At 41.5% G+C, this 21,229-nt stretch carries 21 protein-coding genes; 13 read left to right on the top strand and 8 right to left on the bottom strand.

Annotated features, from left to right (window positions below; all coding sequences use genetic code 11):
- Positions 1 to 61 precede the first annotated feature (61 nt).
- Positions 62 to 1,147: a DNA replication/repair protein RecF gene (gene recF, locus BP74_RS01545; RefSeq protein ID WP_496370362.1), complete on the bottom strand. Its 1,086-nt coding sequence runs from the start codon at positions 1,145 to 1,147 to the stop codon at positions 62 to 64.
- A 90-nt stretch (positions 1,148 to 1,237) separates the two neighbouring features.
- Entirely contained in the window at positions 1,238 to 2,017 is a 780-nt protein-coding gene (locus BP74_RS01540) for a (Fe-S)-binding protein (RefSeq protein ID WP_496370360.1), read from the bottom strand.
- Between the two features lie 98 nt (positions 2,018 to 2,115).
- On the opposite strand from BP74_RS01540, the gene BP74_RS01535 reads away from it, so the two are divergent.
- The 3 genes from BP74_RS01535 (at position 2,116) to BP74_RS01525 (ending at position 4,486) form a co-directional block, all read left to right on the top strand.
- Entirely contained in the window at positions 2,116 to 3,171 is a 1,056-nt protein-coding gene (locus tag BP74_RS01535) for a hypothetical protein (RefSeq protein ID WP_496370358.1), read from the top strand.
- A 57-nt stretch (positions 3,172 to 3,228) separates the two neighbouring features.
- Positions 3,229 to 3,939 (top strand): LysE family translocator, encoded by a 711-nt coding sequence (locus tag BP74_RS01530; protein WP_496370356.1) that lies wholly within the window; start codon positions 3,229 to 3,231, stop codon positions 3,937 to 3,939.
- A 109-nt stretch (positions 3,940 to 4,048) separates the two neighbouring features.
- Entirely contained in the window at positions 4,049 to 4,486 is a 438-nt protein-coding gene (locus tag BP74_RS01525; RefSeq protein WP_496370354.1) for a DoxX family protein, read from the top strand.
- Between the two features lie 82 nt (positions 4,487 to 4,568).
- On the opposite strand, the gene BP74_RS01520 is transcribed toward BP74_RS01525, so the two are convergent.
- The 4 genes from BP74_RS01520 to BP74_RS01505 form a co-directional block, all read right to left on the bottom strand.
- A complete protein-coding gene (locus BP74_RS01520; RefSeq protein WP_496370352.1) occupies positions 4,569 to 5,432 on the bottom strand; it encodes a hypothetical protein in 864 nt (287 codons plus the stop codon).
- Positions 5,433 to 5,493: 61 nt separating this feature from the next.
- On the bottom strand, positions 5,494 to 5,994 hold the full coding sequence (locus BP74_RS01515) for an SRPBCC family protein (RefSeq protein ID WP_496370350.1): 501 nt from the start codon (positions 5,992 to 5,994) through the stop codon (positions 5,494 to 5,496).
- A gap of 71 nt (positions 5,995 to 6,065) precedes the next feature.
- A complete protein-coding gene (locus BP74_RS01510; protein WP_496370348.1) occupies positions 6,066 to 6,194 on the bottom strand; it encodes a hypothetical protein in 129 nt (42 codons plus the stop codon).
- A gap of 158 nt (positions 6,195 to 6,352) precedes the next feature.
- Positions 6,353 to 7,672 carry a 4Fe-4S dicluster domain-containing protein gene (locus BP74_RS01505; protein ID WP_496370346.1) on the bottom strand — a complete coding sequence of 440 codons (1,320 nt, stop codon included), beginning with the start codon at positions 7,670 to 7,672 and terminating at the stop codon, positions 6,353 to 6,355.
- Positions 7,673 to 7,714: 42 nt separating this feature from the next.
- Here BP74_RS01505 and BP74_RS01500 point away from each other — a divergent pair, with 42 nt between their 5' ends.
- Positions 7,715 to 8,221: a phosphoribosyltransferase family protein gene (locus BP74_RS01500; RefSeq protein WP_496370344.1), complete on the top strand. Its 507-nt coding sequence runs from the start codon at positions 7,715 to 7,717 to the stop codon at positions 8,219 to 8,221.
- A 27-nt stretch (positions 8,222 to 8,248) separates the two neighbouring features.
- Here BP74_RS01500 and BP74_RS01495 read toward each other — a convergent pair whose 3' ends face one another.
- On the bottom strand, positions 8,249 to 9,211 hold the full coding sequence (locus BP74_RS01495) for a DUF2279 domain-containing protein (RefSeq protein ID WP_496370342.1): 963 nt from the start codon (positions 9,209 to 9,211) through the stop codon (positions 8,249 to 8,251).
- Between the two features lie 150 nt (positions 9,212 to 9,361).
- On the opposite strand from BP74_RS01495, the gene BP74_RS01490 reads away from it, so the two are divergent.
- Positions 9,362 to 11,086: a phospho-sugar mutase gene (locus tag BP74_RS01490; RefSeq protein ID WP_496370340.1), complete on the top strand. Its 1,725-nt coding sequence runs from the start codon at positions 9,362 to 9,364 to the stop codon at positions 11,084 to 11,086.
- Positions 11,087 to 11,258: 172 nt separating this feature from the next.
- Here BP74_RS01490 and BP74_RS01485 read toward each other — a convergent pair whose 3' ends face one another.
- Positions 11,259 to 11,867: a methyltransferase family protein gene (locus BP74_RS01485; protein ID WP_496370338.1), complete on the bottom strand. Its 609-nt coding sequence runs from the start codon at positions 11,865 to 11,867 to the stop codon at positions 11,259 to 11,261.
- Positions 11,868 to 11,928: 61 nt separating this feature from the next.
- On the opposite strand from BP74_RS01485, the gene BP74_RS01480 reads away from it, so the two are divergent.
- The 8 genes from BP74_RS01480 to BP74_RS01445 all read left to right on the top strand — a co-directional run bounded on the left by BP74_RS01480 (position 11,929) and on the right by BP74_RS01445 (position 21,229).
- A complete protein-coding gene (locus BP74_RS01480) occupies positions 11,929 to 12,585 on the top strand; it encodes a protein-L-isoaspartate(D-aspartate) O-methyltransferase (protein ID WP_496370336.1) in 657 nt (218 codons plus the stop codon).
- A 114-nt stretch (positions 12,586 to 12,699) separates the two neighbouring features.
- Positions 12,700 to 15,147 (top strand): penicillin acylase family protein, encoded by a 2,448-nt coding sequence (locus BP74_RS01475; protein ID WP_496370334.1) that lies wholly within the window; start codon positions 12,700 to 12,702, stop codon positions 15,145 to 15,147.
- 5 nt (positions 15,148 to 15,152) lie between these two features.
- A complete protein-coding gene (locus BP74_RS01470; protein WP_496370332.1) occupies positions 15,153 to 15,530 on the top strand; it encodes a hypothetical protein in 378 nt (125 codons plus the stop codon).
- A gap of 184 nt (positions 15,531 to 15,714) precedes the next feature.
- Positions 15,715 to 16,062, top strand: a complete 348-nt coding sequence (locus BP74_RS01465) for a hypothetical protein (protein ID WP_496370330.1) — start codon at positions 15,715 to 15,717, stop codon at positions 16,060 to 16,062.
- A gap of 171 nt (positions 16,063 to 16,233) precedes the next feature.
- Positions 16,234 to 17,295 carry an oxygen-dependent tRNA uridine(34) hydroxylase TrhO gene (gene trhO / locus BP74_RS01460; RefSeq protein ID WP_496370328.1) on the top strand — a complete coding sequence of 354 codons (1,062 nt, stop codon included), beginning with the start codon at positions 16,234 to 16,236 and terminating at the stop codon, positions 17,293 to 17,295.
- Positions 17,296 to 17,331: 36 nt separating this feature from the next.
- Positions 17,332 to 17,838 (top strand): hypothetical protein, encoded by a 507-nt coding sequence (locus tag BP74_RS01455; protein ID WP_496370326.1) that lies wholly within the window; start codon positions 17,332 to 17,334, stop codon positions 17,836 to 17,838.
- A gap of 102 nt (positions 17,839 to 17,940) precedes the next feature.
- Positions 17,941 to 20,322 (top strand): TonB-dependent receptor, encoded by a 2,382-nt coding sequence (locus BP74_RS01450; protein ID WP_496370324.1) that lies wholly within the window; start codon positions 17,941 to 17,943, stop codon positions 20,320 to 20,322.
- Positions 20,323 to 20,371: 49 nt separating this feature from the next.
- Positions 20,372 to 21,229 (top strand): heme/hemin ABC transporter substrate-binding protein, encoded by an 858-nt coding sequence (locus tag BP74_RS01445; RefSeq protein ID WP_496370322.1) that lies wholly within the window; start codon positions 20,372 to 20,374, stop codon positions 21,227 to 21,229.

Here is a 21,229-nt window from a genome sequence, read left to right as displayed (position 1 = left end):
ATGACCCGGTGAGGCTGAATTATTCAGAAAGGCAGATGGTGAATGTATCCTGTAAGTAGGATTATAATTCGATCATCTGGAGGGGTTGACCCAGTTTTTCCAATTGCTGCTGAAGCCTGTTGCAATTGGTATCTGTAATAAATATCTGTGTTTCTTCATCAGAGCAGACCCTTTGCAGCAGGTTGGATATGCGTTCCTCATCCAGCTTTTCAAATACATCATCCAGTAGCAACAGGGGAGAAAGATGCTTTTCTTCTTTAATGATCTGCATTTCTGCAAGTTTGAGGGCAAACAGTAGGCTTTTACGTTGTCCCTGTGAGGCAATACTCCTGAAAGACTGCTCACTCAATGTAAAAAACAGGTCGTCTTTATGGATACCACCAGAAGATCTTTGAACCATCAGGTCCTTTTGGCGGTTATGTTTCAATAATTCCTCCATGCTTACATGGTGTAGTTCTGTTTCGTAAAACAGGTTAATATCTTCATACCGCTGGCATATGTCATTATATAATTGCTTAACCATTGGCAGGAACCTCAAAAGGAATTCACGTCTTTTTTCGAAAATATGATTCCCTTCTTTGGAAAGCTGTTCATCCAGGATATCAAGGACGGTCAGGTCTTTTGTATAACTATCATTATAGGAGCGCAGGAAAGAATTTCTTTGTTGAAGGATCTTGGTATAATCGATCAGGCTTTGCAGGTAGTCATGATCCAGCTGGGAAAGCAGGGTATCGATAAATTTTCTTCTTTCCTCACTTCCTCCAATGATCAACTGGATATCATCAGGTGCTATAATGACACAGGGATAGCGACCAATATGTTTGGAAAACCGGGTATATAATTCATCATTCACAGAAAATTCCTTTTTGCCCGTCTCCCTGAGAATACAAACTGCCTTTTCTTCTTTTTCATTGAGTTGCAGGTGTCCTTCTATTCTGAATCCTTCCTGGCCCTGGAGGATATTAGTGCTGTCTTGCCGGGTAAAATAACTTTTGGTAAAACAGAGGTAATGAATGGCGTCTAAAAGATTGGTCTTGCCAACACCATTGCGCCCGCAAATGCCAATGATCCGTTCATTAAAGGTAAACTCCTGCTGGAAGTAATTTTTAAACTGGAACAGCGATATGGTTCTGATATAAAGGCTCAAGAAGGCAGTATCGTGTAAGGTGATTAAAAAATTTGTGATCGCTGTTTATTTCATATGTATCCTGGCAGTGCACTGCCCCTCATCATTGTATTATTGAAGTGAAGCAGCTACCAGTTCGGCAATGTCCATCACACGGACATCCGTTTCTTTTTCTGCCGCCTTTATACCGTCTGTGAGCATGGTATTGCAAAAAGGACAGGCAGATGCTACTATTTGTGAGCCAGTATCTATGGCCTCATTGGCCCTGTCTAAATTAATCCTGGTATTGCCTGGTTCTTCCTCTTTGAACATTTGGGCACCCCCTGCACCGCAACAAAATCCCTGCTTGCGGCAACGCTTCATTTCCACGAGTTCTGCATCCAGGGCTTCCAATACCTTTCTTGGTGCTTCGTAAATTCCATTGGCCCTTCCCAGGTAGCAACTGTCATGATAGGTTATCTTCCGGCCTTTGAAAGTATCTGAATCTTTTAACCTGATCTTTCCTTCATCTATCAATTGCTGTAAAAAAGTAGTATGATGAACGACTTCGTAGCTGCCACCTAATTCAGGGTATTCATTTTTGAAAATATTAAAACAGTGCGGGCATGTTGTTACTATTTTTTTGATACCATAATTATTCAGGGTTTGAATATTCTGGTAGGCCATCATCTGGAACAGGAACTCGTTACCTGCTCTTCTTGCCGGGTCTCCTGTGCACATTTCTTCTTTGCCCAGTATGGCATAGTTGATCTCAACTTTGTTCAATATAGTTGCAAATGCTTTTGTGATCTTTTGAGCCCGTTGGTCAAAACTGCCTGCACATCCCACCCAAAATAATATCTCCGGTGTTTCCCCGGAAGCAAAAAGTTCGGCCATTGTTCTTACCTGCATGCTTTAATTTTTCTTCGGGCTCAAAAATAAGTCATGAAGCCTTATAGTAATGAAATTAGATACAGCTAACAATATGTGTTTATTTTTGAAGGCTTACTATGAATTGGAAAGGATTTTGGGAAAAGTGGTCCAATTGGGAATTATGGCCATTCGCCCTTCGTTATCTTTTGATCAGTCCTGTGTGGGCCTGGTATTGCCTGCGTTCAGGATCACTATGGTTCTTTTCTTCTTCCAATCCCACTATTACATTCGGAGGGTTTGAAGGCGAAGGCAAAAAGGAAATGTATGAGCTATTGCCTTTACACAGCTTTCCAAAGACCATATATATACAACCGGGCGAACTTTTTTCCTCTGTAAGGCATCGCATCCATGAAAATGGTTTTTCGTATCCCTTTATCGTCAAGCCAGATGTTGGTATGAAGGGCCTTCTTTTCAGGAAAATAGATAATGAAGCAGCCCTTGAAAAATACCACAGGCTGATACCAATGGAATATATAGTACAGGAACTGGTAGAATACCCATTGGAGGTAAGTGTTTTTTATTACCGGTATCCTGATCGAGAAAAAGGGGTTATCACGGGATTTATTCAAAAAGAGTTGATGGATATTATTGGTGATGGCCGCAGTACTATCTGGGAGTTGATCACCATGCATGCAAAAGCCAGGCACCGGCTGGAGGAAATGCGTATTAAACATATAGATTCCCTTGACAAAATATTGCCTGAAGGAGAAAGGTATATTTTGACACATGCCGCAAACCTTAACCGGGGTGCCCGGTTCACCAATTTAAAACACCTGGTTGATGAAGATTTGTTGAATGTGTTTGATGCATTGAGTCATCCTACCCAATTTTATTATGGTCGGTATGATATCAAATGCAGGTCTGTTGAAGACCTGAAAAAGGGAGAGCATTTCAGCATTTTGGAATTCAATGGAAGCGGAGCCGAGCCAAACCATGTGTATAATTCAGGGTATACCTTATTACAGGCCAACCAGGAATTTATTAAGCACTGGAAGGTCTTGTTCGAGATATCGAAGTATAATAAAGAACATGGGATACCGTACTGGTCTTTTCAAAGAGGTTGGGAGTTTTTAAAAGAAGCTAAAAGACACCTTAAGGTATTGGAACATTATGATAATGAGATCCTGGTATAAAATGCACCATAACAGTAAAGAAAGATATATGCTATTTTCGAAACCAAGTGCCTGGGTATGCAAAAGCTGATACGCATTTTTTTTACGGGTTTGCTCATTAGTTTTTTAGGTTCTCTTCCACTGGGTACCCTGAATATCGCGGCGATGCAAATAGCTATTGCCGAAACGGTAAAAGCTGCTTTGTTCTTTTCATTGGGTTCGCTGACTGCCGAGGTTATTTATGTAAGACTTTCATTGGTTGCCATGGATTGGGTGCGCAAGCAACAAAAAATATTAAAAGCACTGGAATGGGTTACTTTGGTCATTGTACTGGCGCTGGCAATATCCAGTTTCTACACGGCCCTGCATCCTGGTGTTCATAAAAGTCCCATACTCAATACCTCTTTGCACCCCTATTTACTGGGCCTCACCATGAGTGCTGTAAATCCAGTGCAGATTCCTTTTTGGTTTGGATGGAGCACGGTATTGTTTACCAAAAATATTTTGTTGCCGCGCAATAGTCATTACAATACCTATATCATTGGCATAGGACTGGGTACCCTGATGGGAAACTGTGTGTTTATATTTGGTGGCAGGATCATAGCAGACCGCATCAGCAATAATCAGAATATATTGAACTGGATCATTGGAGGCATTTTCCTGGTCACAGCATGCATACAACTTTATAAGATACTCAAGAATAAAGATGCCCACCATGACATTGAGCACCCGGAGGAATTGACCCGAAAGTTTGAAGGGCAACTGAATGATATCCAAAAGCATTCTTAGGTGATTTACAGTAAGAATCTCCTATTCTTCCTTGACTTACTCATAGGCCGGTTTGGGGAATAAACGTAGCTTTGATTTAGCTCTTTTTTTCAACCTAAAACTTAGCTATATGAACGTCGTACAACGCCTCGAATTCTGGGGTGAGCATCACCATCCCAAATGGATTGATCTATTACGTATAGCACTTGGAGTGTTTCTCTGCTTCAGGGGAATCAGCTTTGCTACGCACATGGGCGAATTGATGAACTTAATGACCGGTTCAATGCCCTTCAGCACATTCATGTTGGTATTGATAGGCCATTATGTGGTTTTTGCCCATATCATGGGAGGCTTTTTGCTAGCCGTAGGATTGCTTACACGAATGGCATGTATCATTCAGATCCCTATACTTATGGGTGCTATAATATTTGGAGAATTCTCTGAAACATTAAAGCCATTTTCTGAAGCGCTTATCTCTGTTATTGTATTGATATTATTGATATACTTCTTTGTTATTGGCAGTGGTCCCTGGTCACTCGATAAGGCTTTTGAAAAAACTGATAAATAGGAAAACGTTTTTTTATCTGAACTACTATTGAGAACTCCTTGTAAAGTTATTCTTCTTGCCGGGCCATAAAGCCCATGGTATATTATTCTTTTTGTTTAAGAGGCTTACCTACTGCAACAGAACAATCATGACCGGGTTGACCATGCGCGGGATTTAACCTGGCTCCAGTGCTGTCAGTTGGCAAAGCATTCAAGATGGTTAAAGAATCTTCCCTGGATAGTGTTTTAGTTGCCACAAGGCTGGGTGCTGTAACAGGAGTTGTTGAAGGAGTTTTACTACGTGATGAATTTAATGGCGCTCCCACGGCAATATCACATCGATGACCTGGTTGGCCATGCGAAGGATTTAATGCAAGGTTTCCATTTGCGGGTGATGATACAGGAATTAGGGATTTAGCATTAGTTGAACTTACCGTCTTTTGAGGTGCTGAATTCAACGGTGCTCCTGCAGCAATATCACAGCGATGACCTGGCTGGCCATGTGCAGGATTTAATTGATTTGCGTTTTGGGTTGTATTAATTAATGTGGGACCGACTTGCTTATTTATGGCATTTACCGCAGCTGTATTTAATGGGGCTCCTACCGGGATATCACACCGGTGTCCTGGTTTTCCATGTGCAGGATTTATTGCAGCTCCATTTTCTAAACCCGGTGAAGTGGTTGGTGTGGTCAATACACCTGGTGATGGTGTTGTGGCTGGAAAAGCGTTTGTGCCTGCAGGTAACGAAGCGGAAACAGGCAGGGGAGAACCTTCTGGTATATCGCAACGGTGACCAGGTTTACCATGTGCCGGGTTCCTGGCAGCACCAGCAGTGGAACTGCTGGCAAAGATCAATCCTGGCTGGGGATGGTAATACTGAACATAACTTCTTTGATTATCATCACTACAGGAAGCCAGCGTAAACAACAATAAAACAAAGGAGAAGTAAGCGGCAGCAGTTCGCATTTCAGCAGTTTTATTAAATATACAAAAATTTAATGCTTAACCTATTACGCAAACGATGCTTTCAGGAGTTGATTACATTGGTCAATTCCACTTTCCTGTTGCGAAGATCTAGACCGCCCTCCATGATAGATTTCAGGTTGGCCAAGTAAAAAAGCCAACCTTTTGAGCAACCCAGGTAATAATTCACCTGTGAACCGGGATCAGTAGGAATATTGTATTGAGTAAGCTCAACCAGGTTATCTCCTGATTCTTCTGTCAAATTGATACTTACTATACCTGCATTTCCAAAAGTAAATTCAAACCTTTCATATTCTTTTACTTCCAGAACTTTACCTGTTTCGTTAACGTCATCACTCCAGCCATGCCATCGCCAGACATAGGAATCGTTCCTTTCTACTGTGCCGTCTCCGGTTCTTTCTCTGCCTTGAACATCCATAAAATTAGCTTCTCTGAGGAACCACGATGTCAATCCATTGGGAGTGGTCCAACGCCTGAAAATTGCATTTTTGTCCGCCTTAACAGGAATTCTTAACTGAAAGCGGGACCAGTCATGTTCGGGCATAGCAAGGTATTATTGCTGCAAATTACAATTTACAGGGGGGAAATAATATGGAAATCCAGGCTAGACTTTCCTCAGCTTTTTAAGACCTTATAGAAGACGATCATAAAGCAAACCAGGATCAATAAAGCAAAGTCAGTGATCTCTTTTTTGTCCAGTTTGGGATATAGTGTAAATAGCAGAAGTTTCCTTAAGAAGTTCATAGGGGTATTAGTTTAGGATTTTTACGGTGCGACAAGATAATAAGTCTATATGAAATATGCAAGGAGGTCATTATACATGAATAATTATGCAGGTTTAAAACCTGTATATCCAGGCTATTGCAAAAACTTTACCCAGGTAGAATGTAAAAAGTAAAGGTTCAGGATTTCATTTCAGCAACCCATGCATCCCTGTCATCGGGGCTGAATTTCCATGGAGCGAAATTATTTTCCACATTGCTGTACATGCCATTCCATTCGGAAGGCTGGTTACTTTCTTCCAGCGCCAGGTATCTTTTTAGCTGGTTGATAATATTTAAAGGGCTTATCAGTACCGGGCAAACCTGCACACAAGCCTGGCAACTGGTACAGGCCCATAATTCTTCGGGCGTAATATAATCATGCAGCAGGGTTTTGGAATCTTCAGCAAGTTTATGATCCCTGTTTGTGCCCAATTCCTCCATCCTGTCTCGTGTATCCATCATGATCTTCCGGGGAGATAATTTTTTGCCTGTTTGGTTGGCAGGGCAGGCAGCGGTACACCGGCCACATTCCGTGCATGTATAGGCATCCAGCAGGTTTTTCCAACTCAGATCGGTAATATCCTTAGCTCCAAACTTTTTATGTTCTTCTGTTGCTGCTTCCGCAGGAATGGTTTCCGGCTGCATAGCGTACAGAACCTCCCTTTGTATTTCGGGCATATTATCCATTTTTCCTTGCGGTTGCAGCCGTGCATAATAGGTATTGGGAAATGCCAGTAATATATGTAAATGCTTGGAGTAGGGCAAGTAATTTAAAAACACGAAAATACCCGCAATATGAAGCCACCATGCCGACCTTTCGATGGTAACAAGGGATGTATCACTTAGGTTTTGAAATAGCGGAGTGATAAATCCTGATACCCAAAAGGAAGCGGTATGAACTTCCGCGTAATGCCCATAACCTTTTATTTGAAGAGCTTTATCTGCGGCATTCATGGTAAGAAATAAGCTCATTAACACGATCTCAAAGCACAATATATAATTGGCATCACTGCGGGGCCAGCCATTTAATTCCTTCATGTTCAACCGGCGAACACGAATAATATTTCTGCGGATAAGAAAAATAATGCAGGAGGTAAGCACCAAAAAAGCCAATACTTCAAAAAAATCGATCACAAAAGAGTACACATTACCGAGAGAAGGTGCAAACAACCTATGTGTGCCCAAAATGCCATCCAGTATGATTTCCAGGATCTCGACATTAATAATAATAAAACCGGCATATACCGCCAGGTGTAGCAAAGCAACCAGTGGCTTGTCAAACATTCTTTTTTGGCCAAACGCCATCAGCAACACATTTTTCCACCTGTCCGGGTGCGGGTCTATTTTTTCTTCCCTGCCAAGATTAATATTCTTACGAATAAAGATTGCCTTTTTTGTAAACAACCAGATCGCTGCTGCCACCAGGACAATAAATAAAATTTGTTGCACCAACTGCATATAGATTTGCTAATTTAAGCGCTGTAAAAATAGGAGCTAAATATGGAAACTACGCAAAACCGGAATTGTGTTTTGGACAAAGAAGCCATTAACCGAAAGATGAAACGTATGGCATTGGAGATCGCTGAGCAAAACAATGAAGCATCTCACCTGCTCATTGCCGGCATAACCGGCAATGGAGAAATAGTGGCAAAATGCCTGGTAGAAGAGCTTTCTGCATTGAGTACTATAAAAACAAGCCTGATCAAAGTAATGCTGAATAAAAAACAATTGATGGATGCAGTTTTGGAACCTGAAACGGATGTGTCCAACAAAACAGTAATCCTTGTAGATGATGTGGCAAACACTGGCAAAACCATGTTATATGCCTTGAAAGCTTTTTTATCTGCTCACCCCGCAAAGATCCAAACCCTCGTATTGGTAGAGCGTAGTCATAAACTCTTTCCTGTACAAACGGATTATGCCGGGCTGTCACTGGCAACGACCTTGCAGGAACATATAGCTGTGGAAACTGAGGGAGATACAATAACAGGAGCCTGGTTGTATTAAATCAGTGGAACTTTTCAGCGGCAAATATTAAAAGCTTATCCAGTGTGCCTGGATTTTCCCTTTTGACAATTCCAATGCGGGTGCCGGTATCTTGAGAATATTCAATACTGAAAAAGCTGTACGAAGGAATTTACTCCTGGTTTTGATCTTTGAAAGGTCAATATCAGGGGAGAAGTACCATTGCCTGGAACGCTGCAGGTCGCGCCGGTCAAAAACAATATTTCCTTCTTTATCACGGGCAATATTATCATAGCCTCCCCACATATTATCAGCTCCATAGCCAACAGCCAGGTTAAGCCAGGCTGGGAGCTCGTTCATGCCCAGGAAGGAATGAAGGTTCATACTTAACCAATAGGTTTGAGCATTGTAGTCTTTTAATAATCTTTCCGGCAAACTATTTCCGAATAAACTGTTGGCCCTTTGCTCAAGCGCATCAGGTTTGTATCTCTTTTTAAATGAAGAAAACTTCAGACTGATCCTTTGTTCTTTCCATGTAAGTGCCTGTGTAGCAAATAGCCCTGCGCCAAACAGATCTGCAGCGGCATCCGGCCAGCTCCAGCCCCATTCTGCAGACCTGCCATCAAGGTATTCTATGGATAGCATGTATGCCAGGCTGGTACCTGTCCCCAGCAATACAGACTGGTGATCATTCATTCCGGCCCATTTCCAAACTTCTGTATTTAAACGGCTGCTATGATAGGCCGTCCATGCATGGCCTATCTTATCCATCTGCAACCATTCACCTGCATCATTGAAGGTGTGGAAAGATGTTCGGGGATAGCCTTTATACCAGGCTTCATTTAAAAAAACAAATGAACCACCGTACACCATGGCCATTCCGGTACCTGCAATCCATTTACGCAGATTTGGAGGTTTTTGAACACCAGGTAAAGATGATAAGCTATCCCTTGTTTGCCAATGATCATTGCCTTCCTGGGCATTAACCGATACAACGATAAAAATAAAAACAGATACGAGGCATTTTCTCACCTTTCAAATGTACGTACACTTAACTTCGCATTGAATTAAATTGAAATACTCTGCACGATAATTATTTCACCGGGCATCTGGAATTTTAATTTTATTCATGCTTTTCTCACAGGCATTGTTCAAAAAATATAAACCAATAAATTCTATACGATGAATGCTGCTATTCAACAGAACGTAGACAAATGGCTAAATGGAGCTTTTGATGAAGATGTAAAAAACCAGATCAGGGAACTACAAAAAAATGGATTGGATGAACTGGCAGATGCATTTTACCGCACGCTTGAATTTGGTACCGGTGGTTTGCGTGGATTGATGGGTGTTGGTACCAATAGAATGAATAAATATACTGTTGGAATGGCTACACAGGGATATGCCAATTACCTGAAGCAAAGTTTCCCTAACGAACAGGTAAAGGTGGCTATTGCACATGACAGCCGCAATAACAGCCGTTTCTTTGCTGAAACAGCCGCCAATGTTTTTGCTGCCAATGGCATCAAGGTTTTCCTGTTTGAAGACCTGCGGCCTACACCTGAATTGTCATTTACCATTCGAAAGTTTGGTTGCCAGGGTGGGGTTGTTTGTACAGCATCTCATAATCCTAAAGAATATAATGGCTACAAGGCGTATTGGACGGATGGCGGACAGCTGGTGCCTCCTCATGACAAGGCTGTAATTGCCGAAGTGGAAAAGATTCATGATGTAAAAGATGTAAAATGGAGCGGGGGAGAATCAAACATCGAGATTATAGGTAAGGATGTAGATGAAGCGTATATCAAAATGGTCAAGGGCCTGAGTGTATATCCGGAAGTCATCAAAGAACAGAAAGATCTCAAGATCGTTTATACTTCCATACATGGTACCGGAATTAAGCTGGTGCCTGCAGTACTCCAGGCTTTTGGTTTTGAGAATGTGCATATAGTGGAAGAACAGGCTACACCTGATGGTAATTTCCCCACAGTGGTTTCTCCCAATCCTGAAGAAAGTGAGGCCATGAGCATGGGATTGAAAAAAGCGGAATCAATTGATGCGGATATTCTTTTAGGTACTGATCCTGATGCGGACAGGGTTGGTATAGGTGTAAAGGATAATAATGGCAAGTGGGTGCTGATGAATGGCAACCAGACGGCTGTACTTGCTTTTAACTACATGATGGAAAGCCGCAAGGAAAAGGGTATTGCACAACCCAATGATATGGTGGTGAAGACCATTGTTACTACAGACCTGATTGATGTAATTGCCAAATCCCTTGGTGTTAAATGCTATAATGTACTCACCGGTTTTAAATGGATAGCAGAATTGATCAAAGAAAAGGAAGGAAAAGAAAATTATGTAATAGGTGGGGAAGAAAGTTATGGCTTGATGATAGGATCAAAGATCAGGGATAAAGATGCTATTTCTGCAGTTGCCCTGTTGTGTGAAATGGCAGCCTACGAAAAAAGTAAGGGCAAAACCCTGTTTCAAAAACTTCTTGACTTGTATAAGAAGTATGGTTATTACCAGGAAGACCTTATATCTATCACCAAGAAAGGAATGAATGGCCAGCAGGAGATCGCACAGATGATGGAAGACTTCAGGAATAATCCACCAAAAGTATTGGCAGGCGTCAAAGTGACCCAATTACTGGATTACCAGTTACAAGTCAGAACAGATCTGCAAACTGGTCAAACTTCAGCGATAACACTTCCTAAATCCAATGTGTTACAGTTTATTTTGGAAGATGGTAGTAAGATCAGTGCCCGCCCATCCGGAACGGAGCCCAAGATCAAATTTTACTTTAGTGTTAATACAAGGCTGGAGGCCATAGAAAAATTTGCTGAAGCTCAGCAGAAAGCCAGGGATAAGATCAAAACCATTATTAAAGACATGAATTTATAGAAAGCCAGCAGACTGGTATAAAATTAAAAAGTGCTCTTATGGAGCACTTCCTCTTTTTAGGCGGATGGACTTAATATTTTGATTGGTTTATTTCTGTATGAGGGCACAAAGAAAAGGGGAAAATCCCGGCCCGGCAAATGTGAATCGCCGAAATCCCATTTTTATGGGTTGATCAGGCTTGAGCTGTGCGTCGGGATCTGAAAGAAGGGATGAGCTTTGGAACAGTTTTCTGGTACTCCCTGTAACTACTACCATATTCTTCTACCAATTTATCTTCTTCATACTTGATGGCGATCAAGGTATAGACTGTAATGATGGTGTCGGCTATTAACAGGGTCCACAATGGATAGCAAAGAAAAGCTCCCCAGATAAACCCGAATGTTCCGAGGTACAAGGGGTGCCTGACATATCTATGTATGCCGGAAATGATCAGGGTGCTATGGCTGGTTTCTTTTATAAGGCTTAAAAGCCCGCTGAGGCTTATGAAATACTTTTTGATGCAGATAAGCATGATAACCAGGCCAGTCCCGCCAACGATGATCCCGGCCAACCTGGAAAACAATGAGGTATTAAAAACAAGGCTTGTTTCAATAGAAAACTGATAATATAAAATATACACAAGGAATACAAAAGCAAAGATTGTATAGAACAACCTGTAATATTTGAATTTATCGCCCAGGATATTCAGCAGTTTTTTTTTGATGCCAATGCTGGCCAGCAGGCTATGCAAAATGCAGTAAGCAGTCCATAAAAAAATAAGAATGAAATGGTTTCCAGGCATCTATAAAAGTACTCCTTTAGCTTTTTATGGAAAGACATCATCATAAAATTATATTTGCCGCATGAGAAGATTTGAAGATACATACCGTCATAAGGGGCTTCGCAAAAAGCTGGTGGAGACCGTCAGGTCAAAGGGTATAACGGATGAAAAAGTACTGGAAGCTATCGAAAGAATACCAAGACATTTTTTTCTTGACTCCGCCTTTGATGAAGTAGCTTATGAAGACAAAGCATTTCCTATAGCAGAAAATCAAACGATCTCTCAGCCATATACAGTAGCTTATCAAACACAGTTACTGGAAGTAAAACCATTTGAAAAAGTATTGGAAATAGGGACAGGTAGTGCCTACCAGGCATCAGTACTGGCCGAACTGGGTGTCCAGGTCTATACTATTGAGCGACAAAAAAAATTATTTGAATCCAATAAGCGGTTTGACTATATCAAAAGATACCCCAATATCAAATTCTTTTATGGGGATGGCTACGAGGGACTACCCACATTCGCTCCTTTTGATAAAGTGCTGATAACAGCAGCAGCACCCGAGATACCCCAAAAACTGGTGCAGCAAATGAAAACAGGTGCCATGATGGTCATACCTGTAGGAACGGGGGAAGTGCAAGTAATGAAAAGATTGACTAAACAACATGAAGGCAGTTTGAAAGAAGAAATATTTGACCGTTTTAGTTTTGTTCCCATGTTGGGTGGAAAGAACGATTGATGGAAATGATGTCAAAGAGTATATAATAGTCAGCTTTCCTTTACTATCTTTCCTTTTTATTAATAACTCAACATTTCACTGGTTGAATACCTGAGACACAGTGAAACTTTGCTTATGAGAATTATACCTTTTGCTATAAGCCTGGTAGTTACCCTGGCCCTGGTGTTTGCCCTCAATACAAAGATCGGAACCATACCACCACTGGGGAAATTTCTAAGCCCCCAGGAAGGGTTCTGGCAGAATGCCGAACCTTGTGATGCCAGGCCTGATGAAAACCTTAGTTTTTCTGGCCTGAAAGGAAAGGTAAAAGTGTACATGGATGAACGCATGGTACCTCACGTTTTTGCAGACTATGATGAAGATGTTTATTTCGTGCAGGGTTACCTCCATGCGAAGTATAGGTTGTTCCAGATGGAATTTCAAACCCACGCTGCTGCCGGCAGGTTGAGTGAAATATTGGGCAATAATCCGCAGATCATCAATTATGACAGGTTGCAAAGAAGGATGGGAATGGTGTATGGCGCCGAGAACGAATTGAAGGCTGTGGCAAAAGACCCGCTCACTCAAAAAGTATATGATGCTTATACAGCGGGCGTAAACAGTTATATCACTTCACTTTCCACCAGCAATTTACCGGTTGAATATAAATTACTGGACTTCAGGCCAGAACCATGGACCAATTTAAAAATTGCGCTGTTTTTTAAGGTCATGTGCAGCGACCTGGCAGGACAGGAGTATGGTAAGGATATTTCTTTCAGTAACGAGAAATCTCTTTTCTCCAAAGAAGAAATGGATCTGCTTTATCCCCAGGTTTCCGATTCTTCCATGCCTATTATTCCTAAAGGGACAACATTTGATGCACCTGCCATTCACCCGGAAGTTCCAGCCAATGCGGATTCATTCTATCAACGGAAAGATTCCATTGCGGAACCTGTAAAAGTGCCAAAGCCATTTGAGATCAAAGGAAGTAATAACTGGGTAGTGAGCGGGGCCAAAACAAAAAGCGGCGCGCCGATTTTATGTAATGATCCCCATCTTAGATTGACACTTCCCTCCATCTGGTACGAGATGCAATTGCATACACCAAGTATGAATGTATATGGCGTTGGATTTCCCAGTGTACCGGGAATTGTTATAGGGTTTAATGACAGTATTGCTATTGGATTGACCAATGCAGGCAGGGATGTAATGGATTATTACCAGATTAAATTTAAAGATGCTTCCCGTAAGAAATACTGGTATAACAATCAATGGCAATCTGCCACACTACGTGTTGAAAAGATCAAGGTAAAGGGTAGTGCTACAATAACCGATACAGTGGCCTACACCGTGTTTGGACCCGTAACCTATGACAGGAATTTTACCACTGCAGACTCCAACACCAATACGGCGCTGGCTATGAGGTGGACCGCTCATGATCCTTCCAATGAAGTGTTGACGCTTATAAAACTTAACAGGGCTAAAAACTATAGTGAATATTCACAGGCCATAAAGGAATTTGCCTGCCCCGGGCAGAATATTATTTTCGGATCTACAAACGGTGATATTGCCATTTGGCAACAGGGAAAATTTCCTGCAAGGTGGAAGGACCAGGGATTGTATGTTATGCCCGGCGAGGATGATACGTATAGCTGGCAGGGCTTTATACCGCAGGCTGAAAATCCCCATGTGCTTAACCCGGCCGATAATTTTATCCAGAGTGCCAATCAAAGGGCTGTGGATTCTTCCTATCCTTATTTTATTCCCGGTGATTATTATGTGCCGCGGGGCAGGTCTATCTACAGGCAATTAAGCCAGATGCAGGAAATTACACCACAGGATATGATGCGCCTCCAGGGTAATGCCTATAGTACATTGGCCGCAGATGCTATGCCTTTATTTACCCGCTATTTGAAAACAAACGAATTGTCTGAAACGGAACTGCAATATTGGGATGAGGTCAGGAAGTGGGATTTTGTTTATGCAGCACAGGGGAGGGCACCGACCATATTTCAAACCTGGATGGATAGCCTGGAAACCACCATATGGACCGATGAATTTTCCCAGGCAGCAAAACCTGTAGCTATACCTGCCGAACAAATACTTCTTGAAAATTTATTAAGAGATTCCGCTTTCAGGTTTATTGATAATATCAATACGCCAGAGAAAGAAGACCTCTACCAGGATGTTACCGATGCTTTTAAAAAAGCGGTTAGTGAGCTGGCAAAAAATGATGAGACCGTTACCTGGTGGAAACATCGCAATACATTTATTCAACACCTGTTAAGAGATGCATTGCCTTCATTTGGGCGAACGGGATTGGAGTGCAATGGATGGAGCACCACGATCAATGCTTTAAGCAAGACCCATGGTCCAAGCTGGAGAATGATCATTCAACTGACAAAACCTATTGAAGCCTATGGTGTTTATCCTGGTGGGCAAAGCGGTAACCCGGGAAGTAAATTCTATGAAGATTTTATTGATACCTGGGCTACGGGTAAATATTTCACTCTTTGGATGATGAAAGAGAGTGAGTCAACGGACAAACGCATAATAGGTCAATTAAACTTTACCAATTCCTGATGATCATGAGATTTCTTCTTGCTACATTGCTTACCACTGCACTTAGTTTTATAGCCGGCATTTATCTACCCTGGTGGAGCATTGCCATAGTTTCTTTTCTTATTGCCTTATTGATAGTGCAACCCATAGGCCGCGGATTCTTATCAGGCTTTGCAGGTATTTTTATTTTATGGGGATTATTGTCTTTGTGGATCGATCTGCAAAATGAAAGTATTCTCTCCCATAAAATTGCTCAGGTTATACCGCTGGGAGGATCTTCTGTTTTACTTATTCTCATCACTGCTTTACTTGGAGCTATAGTAGGTGGATTTGGGGCAATGGCAGGAAGTTCGCTGGCTCCGGCAATAAAATCAGGAAGGCAAAGGCAAAACTTTCAAAATTAGCGTGGCAGGTATTTTTTTCCTCATACATGATACCTGGAGGCGCTGGTTATTCATTGTTGAAAATTCTATTTCTCAATAAGTTAGCCCTATCTTCATACCGGTTTAAAATATTTTCGTCTGAACAAAAACGTTCAAATAAATTTGATTGCCTAATTTCGGGCATCCAAAAAACCAACGAATAATTATGGCATTTACATCTACTACCATTCAACCTGTTGCTAAACCTGTTAATGAACAACCCGTTAATAACACCAACAATGCAGCCGCTGCTTCTTTATTAAGTATGCTGGTTCTGTCGGTTTACGCAGCTCAAAAAAGTAAAAAGAATTTTCGCAAGCTTAAGCGTAAGTTTCTTTGGACAGCCTTCAAATTAAAATTAAAATCACTTTTTAGCAGGAGACCAACTGACCGCCAATTGGTGCTTTATATCCTGTTAGGCATATTGGCCCTGGTCCTGGTATTTTATTATCCAATCGCAGCCCTGATTGTGGCCATTGTTGGATTGATCCTTTACCTGACAGGCAGCATTTGATCTAAAGTTTATTGATTTTTATAAAGGACTGTGTTTCACAGTCCTTTTTCTATATACTAACTCTTCAATTTCACAATTCATTGAAGAGTGAAATTGTATTTTTGTTCCTTAAAACTGAAATTTTCCTGCCCAGGCAGGGTTCACCCGGCGAGTGTCCTATAAATTTCTACTATGGCTGTATTACATAATCGTGTCTCCCAGGCGGAGCTCAAACAACGTCTGTTCGAAGAAAAAGAACATCGGACCACTATTTCCTTCTATCATTATTTTCCTATTGACGATCCAAAGGTTTTCCGGGATGAGTTATATAAAAATCTGAACCTGTTAAAGGTATTTGGACGAATATATGTGGCACACGAGGGGATCAATGCCCAGTTAAGTGTGCCTGATAGTCAGTTTGAAGCCCTTAAGGGTTATTTATATTCTATTGAACCTTTGAATGGCACCAGGTTGAATATTGCGGTAGATGATGATGGTAAATCATTCTGGGTGCTCAAGATCAAGGTGAGGGATAAGATAGTTGCTGATGGAATTACAGACCCTGACTTTGATATGCGTAACAAGGGTCAATATGTCAATGCCGAAGAATTCAACCAGCTTACAGAAGACCCTGAAACCATCGTAGTGGATATGCGTAATCACTATGAATATGAAGTGGGACATTTTGAAAATGCCATTGAGGTGCCCTCAGACACCTTCCGTGAACAGTTGCCAATGGCCGCGGATATGTTGAAGGATGCCCGGGACAAAAATATTATCATGTATTGCACAGGGGGCATCCGTTGCGAAAAAGCCAGCGCCTACATGCTCCACCAGGGATTCAAAAATGTTTTTCACCTGGAAGGTGGCATTATCAACTATGCCAACCAGGCACGGGAAAAAGGCCTTGAACTGAAGTTCAGGGGTAAGAACTTTGTCTTTGACAATCGACTTGGTGAGCGTATTACCGAAGAGATCATAGCCCGTTGCCATCAATGTGGTAAGCCGGCTGATACACACGTGAATTGCGCCAACGAAGCATGCCATCTGCTGTTTATCCAGTGTGAAGAATGTAAAACATCTTTTGATGGATGTTGTACCAAAGAGTGCCAGGATGTAATTCATCTTCCTTTGGAAGAACAAAAAGTTGTCAGAAAAGGAATAGATAAGGGGCGTAATATTTTTAATAAGTCAAGAGCCCGGCTTAGGCCCCGGCTGGCTGAAATGAATAAAAAACAACAGGGAGATTTATAATTGCGCTTTCCTACCTTAGCAGGCCATTGCTAAATCGTGAATAAAGTAGCTGCCATAATTCTCACCTGTTGTCTTTTGTTTACTCTTTTTGGGTACCATTTTATTTACCGTGTTCGCCTGGCAGGTATTAAATCAGAAATGAGGGCAAAATTGCTTGCACCTGGTTCCAAAGAGGTTGTCACCCTTGTCTTTGATAAGGAACAAAAGTTTAAGCTGGATTGGGAAGATGATAAGGAAATACGCTTTGAGGATGAAATGTATGATGTGATCGATACCATCACTTCAGGACATCAATTGATCATTCGTTGTATCTCGGATAAAAAAGAAAAAGACTTACTCCTGGCCTATCAAAAGCTGCAAGATGATGCGCCTTCACCCATAAAAACCGGTCTGGTCAAGCTGATGGCCACTTATTTTATACCAGCCACACATTATCAGGTAACTGTTGCCTTTTCTAATCCTCCAATAAATTATTCCCAGTACACTACATCCGTTTGTATGGCTACTATTGCTGTTCCCGAACGCCCACCCTGTATTTCCTGATTAATCAGTAATTGTTATCTCAATTTGATTCGTAAAGTTTATACACTCAGGCTTTACCGGTCTGTTTATTTTTTAACCAGGTAAGTTTCAACTTATTTATTCATGAAACGAATTCTAGTCGTACTAATATCTCTTTTCTCTGCAATGACAATACATGCGCAGGAAACATTAAAAGGCAAGGTGATAGATGCCCTAACAAAGACCGCATTACAGGGGGCCTCAGTAACTACAGGTAAAGACAAAGCCATTACCATTGAAGATGGCTCCTTTACAGTTGATTGTGAAAAAGAGTTCAGACTCATAATTACGCATCCGGGATATGAAACAACGGAACGGTTTGCCAGGAACTGCAATGATGAATTGGTGATTGAGTTAGTGCCTCTGGTTCATTCATTGGATGTTGTGGAAATAACCGCCACCTCCGCTCAGAATAAATCCGTCTTGTACCAGCCAGCATCTATTGCCAAACTCAATACCCGTGAATTAAAGAGAGGTACCGGTCTGTTTCTGGATGATGCCATTAATGCCAATGTTCCTGGCGTAACCATGCAACGAAGAACTGTATCTGCAGGTCAGCAATTTAATATCAGGGGTTATGGAAATGGTACCAGGGGGACCAATGGGATCAACAGCAATTTTGATAACCAGGGCTCCAGGATTTATTTAAATGGAATACCATTGACTGATGCTGAAGGCATAACTATTATGGATGATGTCGATTTTGGTTCCATTGGTAATGTAGAAGTCATTAAGGGCCCATCCGGAACTTTATATGGCCTGGCGATTGCAGGTGTTGTTAACCTAAATACCCTCAATCCTGAAAATGGAACTACCAGCGTAGGACAGGAAGTGATGATGGGTAGTTACGGCCTTAAAAGATTTACCACCAGTTTTCAGACAGCAACGGAACATTCTTCCTTACTCGCTAATTATGGACACCAGGAGTCAGATGGGTTTATGTCACATACAGCATCCTCAAAACAGTTTGTCAACCTGGCTGGGAATTTCCAGGTAAATCCGAAGCAAACTTTTTTTAGTTATTTCGGTTATAGCAAAAGCTATGATCAAAGAGGTGGTGAACTTACCATAGATCAATACAAAAACTTTGACTACAGTGGCAATCCAGAATACATTAAACGAAACGCTCACTCTGAAGTAACCAGTTTCAGGGCAGGCTTAGGGCATACTTATAAATTCAGTAATACTTTTTCTAATACCACCACAGTTTTTGGAACAGCAATGAACACGAATGCCAGTTCTGCCGGGGGATGGACCGACAAAGATCCCATCAATTTTGGCCTTCGGTCTGCCATGGAGACAAAATTTCCACTGCATAATAATGTTACACTTTCCGGGATTACAGGAGTAGAATCCCAACACCAATATGCACAAACTATGGGCTATACCATGGTATCCAATCCTTCTGATCCCAATGGTTACTGGGTAGTGGGTGCTATGCGAAGCAACCAGGCTACGTACTCGGGAACTTCTTCTGTTTTTTCTGAGTGGACGCTTACTTTACCAAAAGAACTTTCAATCACAGCAGGCCTGGGCTGGAGTGATATGCATATCGAATTGAATGACCGTTTTTTTGTAGCCAATAGTAATAATCCGCGCCAGTATAAGAGAAGTTATAACAATATGCTTTCTCCACACTTTGCTATCAACAAAGTATTCAATAAGCAGCTTTCCTTTTATGCTTCTTATAGTAAAGGGTACAAGGCACCTGTAAGTTCCTACTTCTTTATTCCGACAATAGGGAAATTAAATACATCGCTTAAACCTGAAGAAGGTGATCAGTTTGAGTTGGGATCCAAAGGCTTGCTGATTCATGATAAATTGAGTTACCAGGTAGCTGTTTTTGATGCTTTGTTCTCCAATAAAATGACTGTGGTCGCAGTTCCTCTTGATGGTTCTGCAACTACTACAGCTTATTCATATGTTGCCAATGGTGGAAAGCAGGACAACAGGGGCCTGGAAGCCAATGTAAAGTATACCGTATATGAATCTTACAAATCCTTTTTGAGATCCGTTCGCCCATTTGCCAACTTTGCTTATTCTGATTTTACATACAGGAACTTTATCTTCCAGAAATTTAAGACTGGAAGCAATACCATGGTCGATACAGTAGATTATACCGGGAAGGATGTAGCAGGTGTTTCCCCCATTACCCTGAACCTGGGTATTGATCTTATGACCAATTATGGATTCTACGGTAATATTTATTATACCTATAAAGACGCCATGCCTATTACCTCAGATGGTAAGGAAATGACTAAACGTTATAACCTACTGAATGCAAAGCTGGGTTGGAAAAAAACATTGTCCAGGCATTTTGATACCGATTTATATTTTGGTGTAAATAATTTGACAGGCCATCAGTATTATTATATGGTGTTTGTAAACCAGTTGCCCGATGCCTACCTGCCAGCACCCGACAAAGCCAATTATTTTGGTGGCATTAATCTTAAGTATAATTTTTAAAATAATGATAGAGACAGCTTGTAAAGCTGTCTCTATCTATACACTATTTATGAGAAAAATATTTGTGCTGTCATTATTGGGAATTTTCCTGGTTTGTTGTGGCCGTTTTGGAAAGAAGCATGATCGTGGCGATAAGGATCGGATCGTAAGTGTTTCAAAACAAATGACGGAATTCCTTTTCGCTCTGCATTTAGATAATAAGATCGTAGGAATAGACCTTACCAGTACCTATCCTCCTGAAACAAAAAAGCTTACTACAGTAGGCTATCACCGCCATTTAAATGCCGAAGGCATTATATCCCTTGATCCAACGGTAGTCATTCACCAGGGAGACATAGCACCCACAAGTGTAATGACCCAGGTCCAACAGGTAGGCATACCCGTTAAACAATATCCCGCAGGCTCAACAATTGACAGTGCTAAAATAGTTCTTGCCATGGTAGCCCATGATTACGGTGCAGATAGTATAGCTGAAAAGTTGAACGAAAACCTTGACAGGGAATTAAAAAAAGCAGATTCCATTGTAAAGACCTATACATCGCGACCCAGAGTTCTGATCATTCACTTTGGTCAGCAACGCAACCAGTATTTTGTTATGGGAACCAGGGGCACCGCCAATGCCATGCTAACATTAGCTGGTGGTGATAATGCAGCGGATACCAGCTCCTTCAGGGACCTGAGTGCTGAAGTAATTGCAAGAGAGCAGCCTGATGTAATCCTGGCTACGGATTTTGGCTTTGACAGGCTGGGAGGAAATATTCAAAAATTTATGGAATTGCCTGGAATAGCTTTAACTCCGGCAGCCAAAAATGGAAAGATCTATAGGGTCGAAGAGCATGACCTGGTTTATTTTGGTCCACGTACAGGCCAGAACATTATTAAGATAGCCAAACTGATACACCAGTAG

The organism is Flavisolibacter ginsengiterrae DSM 18136 (assembly GCF_059568575.1).
Note: the sequence above shows the minus strand (reverse complement) of the source record. Positions and strands in the feature narration are given on the sequence as shown.

Bases quoted from the DNA above. Each gene is read 5' to 3' on its own strand.
- BP74_RS01540 (WP_496370360.1), bottom strand. From the start codon at position 2,017: ATGCAGGTAAGAACAATGGCCGAACTTTTTGCTTCCGGGGAAACACCG.
- BP74_RS01470 (WP_496370332.1), top strand. From the start codon at position 15,153: ATGAGATTTCTTCTTGCTACATTGCTTACCACTGCACTTAGTTTTATA.
- BP74_RS01490 (WP_496370340.1), top strand. From the start codon at position 9,362: ATGAATGCTGCTATTCAACAGAACGTAGACAAATGGCTAAATGGAGCT.
- BP74_RS01450 (WP_496370324.1), top strand. From the start codon at position 17,941: ATGAAACGAATTCTAGTCGTACTAATATCTCTTTTCTCTGCAATGACA.
- BP74_RS01520 (WP_496370352.1), bottom strand. From the start codon at position 5,432: ATGCGAACTGCTGCCGCTTACTTCTCCTTTGTTTTATTGTTGTTTACG.
- BP74_RS01445 (WP_496370322.1), top strand. From the start codon at position 20,372: ATGAGAAAAATATTTGTGCTGTCATTATTGGGAATTTTCCTGGTTTGT.
- BP74_RS01535 (WP_496370358.1), top strand. From the start codon at position 2,116: ATGAATTGGAAAGGATTTTGGGAAAAGTGGTCCAATTGGGAATTATGG.
- BP74_RS01500 (WP_496370344.1), top strand. From the start codon at position 7,715: ATGGAAACTACGCAAAACCGGAATTGTGTTTTGGACAAAGAAGCCATT.
- BP74_RS01530 (WP_496370356.1), top strand. From the start codon at position 3,229: ATGCAAAAGCTGATACGCATTTTTTTTACGGGTTTGCTCATTAGTTTT.
- BP74_RS01510 (WP_496370348.1), bottom strand. From the start codon at position 6,194: ATGAACTTCTTAAGGAAACTTCTGCTATTTACACTATATCCCAAACTG.
- BP74_RS01525 (WP_496370354.1), top strand. From the start codon at position 4,049: ATGAACGTCGTACAACGCCTCGAATTCTGGGGTGAGCATCACCATCCC.
- BP74_RS01515 (WP_496370350.1), bottom strand. From the start codon at position 5,994: ATGCCCGAACATGACTGGTCCCGCTTTCAGTTAAGAATTCCTGTTAAG.
- BP74_RS01505 (WP_496370346.1), bottom strand. From the start codon at position 7,672: ATGCAGTTGGTGCAACAAATTTTATTTATTGTCCTGGTGGCAGCAGCG.
- trhO (WP_496370328.1), top strand. From the start codon at position 16,234: ATGGCTGTATTACATAATCGTGTCTCCCAGGCGGAGCTCAAACAACGT.
- BP74_RS01480 (WP_496370336.1), top strand. From the start codon at position 11,929: ATGAGAAGATTTGAAGATACATACCGTCATAAGGGGCTTCGCAAAAAG.
- BP74_RS01475 (WP_496370334.1), top strand. From the start codon at position 12,700: ATGAGAATTATACCTTTTGCTATAAGCCTGGTAGTTACCCTGGCCCTG.
- BP74_RS01465 (WP_496370330.1), top strand. From the start codon at position 15,715: ATGGCATTTACATCTACTACCATTCAACCTGTTGCTAAACCTGTTAAT.
- BP74_RS01485 (WP_496370338.1), bottom strand. From the start codon at position 11,867: ATGCCTGGAAACCATTTCATTCTTATTTTTTTATGGACTGCTTACTGC.